Below are 7,365 nucleotides of genomic sequence, written 5' to 3'. Positions count from 1 at the left end.
CACGTTGCAACTCCTTCGTCGATGAGGCCGATCAGCGCCGTCGCGATCTCATCCGGCGTCGGTGGGCAGCCGGGGATGCGCAGGTCGACCGGAAGCACGTCCTCCACGGGGCCGACGATCTCGGACGGATCACCAAGGATGCCGTTGCCAACCGCGCAGTCTCCGAGCGCGACAATCCGGCGCGGTTCCGGCATCGCCGCATACGCCGTGAGGAGAGCCGCGTGCATGCGCGTCGTCACGGGGCCAGTGACAAGCAGGACATCAGCGTGGCGGGGTGAGGCGACGATTCCGAGACCGTACCGGGCCAGGTCGACGACGGGGCTCGAAACCAGCGTCAGCTCGTGCTCGCAACCGTTGCACGAGCCGCAGTCGACGTGGCGGATCGCGAGGGAACCGGTGCTTGCGGCGGCAGGGAGGCCGATCGAGCGCCGGAGGTTCCTGAGATCACGGAGGAGCGTCAGCATCTACCGATCCACGCAGGCGTAGCAGAGCTCGAAGCTCTTGTTGATGAGGGGGAAATCGGGAAGCAGGTTGCCCGCGGCGGCATGTGCGACTGCGGGCCAGTTCGCGTACGAGCCGGTGCGCAGACGTACGCGACTGACCCGATCACCGTCACGCTCGACGACGCACGTCGTGGCGCCGCGCGGACTCTCGACGCGTCCGACGCCGATCGAGGCGCCCTGCCCCGCGCGTACCGACGTCACCGGGCGTATGGATCCGTCGAGCAAGCGGTCGAGGATGTCGAGGCAGGGAAGTAGCTCGAGCGCTCGCTGCTCGAGTCGAGCCTGGACGTCCCCGGTCTGACGCCGCAGCACCGCGACCGCGAAGCCGTCGTAAGCCAGGCGAGGGCTCGTCGTTCGCAGGTCCTCGGCGAGACCGGCGGCTCGAGCGGCGGTTCCGACCGCTCCGAGCGTGCTGGCCGTAGCAGCATCGACGATCCCGATGTCGGGCATGCGGTCCATGAACGAGCCGTTGAAGAGGAGTGCCTTCCAGGCCCTCGAGGATTCCGAGCGGATTCGGGCGAGAGTCTTCCGCGCATCGCGGATGGCCGAACCGTCCAGATCGAGGGCGTTGCCGCCGACCGCGACAGAGCCAGCAAGGAACCGATGACCGGTCAGCCGCTGATTCAAGCGCCGGGCGTCGTCGACCAGTGCTGCGAAGCGACTCGTGCCGGCCGCTAGCCCGACGCCCGCGCAGATCGCGCTGATGTCGTTGAGCGTGTTCCAGACTCGCTCGAGCTCGAGCAGGATGGTCCTGGCGCGGGCAAGCTCGGGCGGCGCGGGCAGGCCGAGCGCCTCCTCGCACGCGTGCGCGTATGCAACGGCGTTGCTTGCCCAGCACCCCGAGCAGGAGCGGGCGACAACGCCGAGCGCGTCTTCTAGTGCCAGCCCCTCGGCCGCTCGCTCGAGGCCACGATGCTTGTAGAAGAGGCGTGTGTCGACGTGGAGGATCAGCTCGCCGACGACGTGGAAGCGAAAGTGGCCGGACTCGATCACGCCTGCGTGGATCGGCCCGACCGCGACCTGGTAGGCATCGTGCCCGCGCACCGGGGTCGCGAACTGCTCCAGCGTGACGTCGTGGTCGACGAGTGGTCGCAGAGGCTCGTGCCCGTCGAAGTCCACCCCGTAGAGGTCGTGCGCCTCGCGCTCGTCCCAGCCGGCTGCTGGACAGAGATCGACGATCGTCGGTACCGAGTCGGGCGCGGCGTTCGCGCTCTCGATCCGGAGATCCCCACCCGTCGACGACAGAAGCGTCCGCACCACCCGGCCTCCGTCCTCCGTCGTCGCGTGGAGGCTCGCGAAGCGCCACCCGTCGGCGAGTGCGTCTGCGATTCCTTGACGGTAGGTGCTGCCGGAATCATGGTGGGTGTTCATCCGAGTCCCCGGATCAGCCCTTGCACGATGGCCGAGTCGGGAAGCCATAGAGCCGCGACGGTGAGGGCAAGAAGGAGTGGTACGGCGACGATCGTCATCGTTGTGACCGCGCGGAGGCCGAGAGCGGGATGACGATCCCGTCCGCGTGGCTTCCCGATCAAGGTGTCGATGAGCGCGTGAGTCAGACCGAGGAAGCCCAGCGCGAGCAAGATCGCGGCAGCGCCTGCTGCCCAGGGTCGACCCACCTGGAAGCCGCCTGCGACGATCAACACCTCGCTGACGAAGAGCGGTGAAGGAGGGAGACCCGCGAGCGCCCCGAGTGACACTCCGAGCGATACGCCGAGCGCCGGCTCCGTCGTGCCGATTCCACCCACACCGTGACCCGAGGCGCGCGGTTCGTGTGCGAGCAGCGGAATCGCCGCGTAGAACCCGAGCGCCTTGGCGAGTGCGTGGCCGACGACGTGGATCGCGACGCCGGCGAGCGCGAGCGTGCCCCCGAAGCCGACACCGAGAGCGATCACACCCATATGCTCGAGGCTCGAGTACGCGAGCAGCCGCTTCCATGCCTGCGACTGCCAGAGAAACGGGACCGCCACCGCGAGTGAGGCGAGACCGAAGCCGACGAGCACGCTGCCGGCGGTGCGGACGCCGATCGTCGGAGCGAGCGCCTGCTGTGAACGCCAGGCGACGAGGAGCACCGCAGGGAGGAGCGCCGCCGAGAGGAGTGCGGAGACGGGCGCCGGCGCTTCGGAGTGAGCGTCGGGGAGCCAGTTGTGGACGGGGGCCCAGCCGATCTTGGCGGCGAGGCCTGCGAGGAGCAGCACGTACGCAACGACCGCGACGTCGGAGTCGAGGGAGAGGTGCGGAAGGGTACGCCACGTCAGCATCTCGATGCCTCCGCCCCCGGCGGCCGATTCGAGCATCAGGATCCCGAGCAACGCGACGCCGAGCCCGAGGGACGTGAGGATGAGGTACTTCCAGCCCGCCTCGAGAGCGCGAGCCCGTCCGCTGAAGCCGACGAGGAGGGCCGAGGCGGCGGTGGTCGCCTCGATCGCGAGCCAGGCCGCCCCGAGATTCCCTGCGAGAGGTACCGCGAGGAGCACCGCCCAGAACGCGAAGAACGTTGCCCAGTAGATGCGATCGGCGCGGCCCGCCTGGAAGAGCGAACCTCGACGCATCGAAAGGAATTGCGGTGAGACGAGAGCGCTTGCCACGCCGACGCACGCGATCACGCCGACGATGATCCCCCCGGCAGGATCGACAACGATCCAGCGACCGAGCTCGCGATGCGTCGGCTCGAGGAGGGCGACGGCTGCGAGCGTGAGCGCGGCGAGCGCAGTGAGCACAGCAATCCCTGTCATGACCCGGCAAAGCCAACCGCGCGACACCACCCCTGCAGCCCCGGCGCCGACGAGCGGGAGAACGAGCACAACTGTGACGAGCCATTCCCTAGGAGTCACGGAGGCTCCTCAACGCGGCGGTGTCCCCGGCTCCGAACTCCGCGAAGATCCGCTGGTGGAAGACGCCGGCCACGAGTGCGACGAGCAGCAGGTCGACGGCGACGCCGATCTCGATTGCGAGCGATGGCTCGCCCGGTAGCGAGAGGGCTGCGAGCGCGAGGCCGTTCTCGACGAGCACGATCCCGAGCACCTGGAACAGCGTCGCCCGTCGCATTGCAGCGGTGACGAGCCCGAGCGCGACGAGCGACAGCGTCGCCTGCTCGGCCTCGTGCGTTTCGAGCCCGAACGGGGGCACGAGCCAGATCAACGCCAACGCGAGCGTCACCGCTGCAGCCGCGCGCGCGAGGGGAGCGACGCCGACGGGCACGGGCCTCGTTTCCCGGGTGCGCCGGACGAGGAAGAGGAACAGCGCGGCAAGGACGACACCGCGCACGCCAAGAGCCGTGGCCGCCACGACGTCATCAGCTGACGCGCCCTCGGCGAGGGCGGCTACAGCGAGCACGAACGCCTGAGCGGTCACGAGTGCCACGGCGATCGAGCGCCGTCGGATCACGATCACGCCGATCCCGAGCGCCACGAGTGCCCAGGCGATGCCGCTCATGTGGTCTCCACGAGCCAGGTGACGATGCCGAGGAGCGCGACGGCCGCACCGACGCCAATCAGACGCGGAACGAGGAGAATGCGCATCTTTGCGATCAGCGTCTCGGTGACGGCGAGTGCGACGCAGAGGAGGCCGAGCGATACGGGCAGCATGGCGAGCTGCCACCATGTGCCGACGGGGTGGGGGAGGAACACCTGTGCCGCGAGCACGAGCACGAGCCAGTGTCGCGCGGCGAGCGCCCACTGGAGATAGGCCTGGTCGCGTCCGGCGTACTCGAGCACCGGCCCCTCGTGGATCATCGTCAACTCGAGGTGCGTATCCGGATTGTCCACGGGTTGACGGCCGGTCTCGGCGACGACGACGAGCGCGAACGCGACGCCACCAAGTGCCAGCGCCGGCGTCGTCCACGGGTGCCCGCCGGCCGTTCCGGCTATCACGCCGCTGAGGTCGGTCGTCCCGGCGACGAGTGCTGCGACGGCCAGAGAGAGGACGAGAGCCGCCTCGACAAAGACCGACAACGTGAGGTCGCGACTCGCTCCCTGCAAAGCGAATCCGTTGGAGGTGTCCCAGGCGGCAATGCAGACCGCAAGGCGCGAGAGCGCGAGCAAACCGGCGAGCACGAGGGCGTCCTGGCCGACCCCGAGTCGGGGCGCGTGGGCCGCGATCGGGACGAGCAGGATCGCGGCTCCCATCGCTGCCGCCACGATCACGGGAGCGAGGCGATACACGAACGTCGTGCCCTCGACGTCGACGGCGCTCTTCCCCCAGAGTCGGCGCAGCTCGCGGTAGGGCTGGAGCGGACCCGAACCACGACGCCCCTGGAGTCGGGCCTTCGCCTGCTGGGTGACGCCGATCAGGAGTGGCGAGAGCGCGAGGCCGCCCGCGATCTGCATGACGGCTACGGAGGCGGACTGCGGGGTCATCCGATCGCCCCGACTCGCACGGCGACGAGGAGCAGGACGACGAGCGCAATCAGGTAACCGACGTAGGTGCCGAGCCGACCGCTCTGCAGGCGGCGTGCCCAGGAAGCTGCCACGAGCGCACCTGCCGTGACCGGGCGATAGAGGTGCACGTCGATCAGGTGCGGGACACGGCCCTCGTACGAGACCTCCTGCACCACGCCACCGACCGTTGTCGTCTCGATCTCCCGCTGAGGCCGGAGCACTGCCTCGAGCACGAGCCGCAGCGGCTTGCTGAACCCGGCACTGCTCCAGAGGAGTGGTGACTCGACGCGTTGCCCGCCGGCCCAGCTCGGGCTCGGCGCCGCGCGACGGTCTCCGCGGGCAATCCAGAGCAGCGCTCCGAGACCGCCGACGACGGCGAGCAGGCCGACCGTCGGCAGAGAGCCGGTGCCGGGAAGGTCGAGCCCAGGACGGGACGGCTCGTCACCGGTCACGGGCCAGGGCGCGAGACCGACGAGCAGAGGGAACAGCAGCCCCGGGGTGGTTCCGAGCACGAAGCATGCTCCGGCGAGCGCGACGAGCGCGCCGCGCATCGCGGGCGGCGATTCGACCGCATCCGCGACGCCGCTCCGGCGGGTCGGCCCGAGCAACACGAGACCGATCACCTTCACGAAGCAGAGCACGGCGACCGTCATCGTGCCGGCGAGCGCGGCGAGTGCAACGGCGCCGAGGGTGCCATCCCACACCCCCGCGTACGCAGGTACTTGGAGGAGCGCCCGAAGGGTCAACCACTCCGAGGCGAATCCGTTCAGGAGCGGCATCCCGGCGATCGCAAGACAGCCGACGAGAAACGCGCCGCCACTCCAGGGCATCCGACGAAGCAACCCGCCGAGGCGATCCAGTTCGAGGCCACCCGTCGCGCGCTCGAACGTCCCCGCGCCGAGAAACAGAAGCGCCTTGAACACAGCATGGTTGACCGTGTGCAGCAGGGCCGCGCCGAGCGCGAAGGCGGCCCAGGCGTCGGCTCCGTGCTGCCGAAAGAGAAGGCAGGCGCCGAGCCCCAGCGCGACGATGCCCAGGTGCTCGACCGTCGAGTATGCGAGGAGCCGCTTGAGGTCGTTCTGGAACAGCGCGTATGTGATGCCACCGAGCGCAGAGAGGACACCGAGGACCAGCACCGTCGCGCCGATCCAGGAAGGTGGGGTGCCAATCCAGTCGACGAGAACACGAACCAGGCCATAGACGGCGACGGCGACCATCACTCCGCTCATCAGTGCCGAGATCGGGGCAGGGGCGATGGGGTGAGCGCGGGGGAGCCAGGCGTGCATCGGCATCAGTCCAGCCTTCGTCCCGAAGCCGATGATCGCCGCGACGGCGACCACAGCCTGCACCGTCGATCCCTCGGAGAGCGCGGTCGAGTTACCGATCGCTCCTTCGTGCGCGAGGAGCAGGAGGGCGATCCAGGTCCCCGCTCCACCCAGGTGGGTGATCGCGACGTACGTGAACACGGTTCGGCGAGCCGATTCGGTTGCTGTACCCACGAGGATGATCGCCGCAGGGACGAGCGTCATCAGCTCCCACAAGAACAGGAACGAGAGCGGGTCGCGGGCGCAGAGAACTCCAATCAGGGAGAGCAGAAACGTAGCGGTGAGCACGCCGGTGAGCCTGCCGCGGGCCGTCTTCGCAACGTACGACGAAGCGAAGACGAGGGACGGGCACGCGGCAAGCGCGAACGTCAAGAGGAAAACCCCGGTGAGGCCGTCGATCCCTGCACGAGGCGTCAGCTCGTTCGTGAACAAGGCGCCCCATGCTTCACCCGAGACGAGCGCCCAGAGCCCGGCTACTCCCAGCGCGAGTGCGCCGACGGACTGGGTGATGAACCCCGCTGCGAGGCTCTCGGCTCGCAAGCACAGAAGACCCCCGATTGCGATCCCGAGCAACCCGCCGATCACGAGACCGGTCACTCTGCGGCGAGTTCCTCGAGCAACTCCTGCTGTCCGGCGAGCGATCGCGCGATCAGCTCGCGGCCGATATCGAGCAACCCGAAGACACGGGGGTCGGCTGCCCGGTAGAAGACGCTCGTTCCCTCGCGACGCGATTCGACGAGACCGATCCTTCGCAGGGCCGCGAGGTGCTGGGATGTTCCCCCCGAGTCGAGGTCGAGGGCCTCCTGAAGTGCTCCAACTGCGTGCTCTCCGTCACGGAGGAGCTCGAGGATTCGCACGCGGGCAGGGTGTCCGAGAGTGCGAAACATACTGGCCTTGGTGACGTACAGGGGGGTCGCCTCGAACGGCATGCTCTCAATATTAGAAGATTTGAAGATACTGTGCTCGACCGTGCGCGTTGACGTCTGTGGCCATCCGCTAGGCTCGCCGCCATGAGTCTCTCATCGCTCGTTCTCGCATTCAGTGCGGCCCAGTGGCTCCTCTTGCTCGTGTTCATCATCCCCGTGCTCCTGCTCTCGGGGTACGCCGTCGTCAGCCTGATCGGGCGTCCCGATCTCGGCGTGGGCGGGAAGCTCCTGTGGC

7 protein-coding genes are annotated in these 7,365 nt (G+C 68.7%); all 7 read right to left on the bottom strand.

Features of this window, described 5'->3' with window-relative positions; translation table 11 throughout:
* On the bottom strand, positions 1-464 hold a 464-nt coding region (locus tag ABIR74_RS11970), incomplete at its 3' end, for a hydrogenase (RefSeq protein ID WP_348178400.1).
* Complete coding sequence (locus ABIR74_RS11965; protein ID WP_348178398.1) at positions 465-1,874, bottom strand: NADH-quinone oxidoreductase subunit C; 1,410 nt, start codon at positions 1,872-1,874, stop codon at positions 465-467. It abuts the gene before it with no gap.
* Entirely contained in the window at positions 1,871-3,334 is a 1,464-nt protein-coding gene (locus ABIR74_RS11960) for a proton-conducting transporter membrane subunit (protein WP_348178396.1), read from the bottom strand. Before ABIR74_RS11960 ends, ABIR74_RS11965 begins: the two co-directional genes overlap by 4 nt.
* On the bottom strand, positions 3,324-3,935 hold the full coding sequence (locus ABIR74_RS11955) for a hypothetical protein (protein WP_348178394.1): 612 nt from the start codon (positions 3,933-3,935) through the stop codon (positions 3,324-3,326). The genes ABIR74_RS11960 and ABIR74_RS11955 overlap by 11 nt, the downstream gene beginning before the upstream one ends.
* Positions 3,932-4,858: an NADH-quinone oxidoreductase subunit H gene (locus ABIR74_RS11950; protein ID WP_348178392.1), complete on the bottom strand. Its 927-nt coding sequence runs from the start codon at positions 4,856-4,858 to the stop codon at positions 3,932-3,934. Before ABIR74_RS11950 ends, ABIR74_RS11955 begins: the two co-directional genes overlap by 4 nt.
* Positions 4,855-6,801: a proton-conducting transporter membrane subunit gene (locus ABIR74_RS11945; protein WP_348178390.1), complete on the bottom strand. Its 1,947-nt coding sequence runs from the start codon at positions 6,799-6,801 to the stop codon at positions 4,855-4,857. The genes ABIR74_RS11950 and ABIR74_RS11945 overlap by 4 nt, the downstream gene beginning before the upstream one ends.
* Positions 6,798-7,091 carry a metalloregulator ArsR/SmtB family transcription factor gene (locus ABIR74_RS11940; RefSeq protein WP_348178402.1) on the bottom strand — a complete coding sequence of 98 codons (294 nt, stop codon included), beginning with the start codon at positions 7,089-7,091 and terminating at the stop codon, positions 6,798-6,800. The genes ABIR74_RS11945 and ABIR74_RS11940 overlap by 4 nt, the downstream gene beginning before the upstream one ends.
* Between the last annotated feature and the right edge of the window lie 274 nt (positions 7,092-7,365).

The organism is Gaiella sp. (genome assembly GCF_039915195.1).
Classification (GTDB): Bacteria; Actinomycetota; Thermoleophilia; order Gaiellales; family Gaiellaceae; genus Gaiella.
The sequence above is the reverse complement of the archived record's forward strand: the minus strand, read 5'-3'. Positions and strand labels throughout refer to the sequence as shown.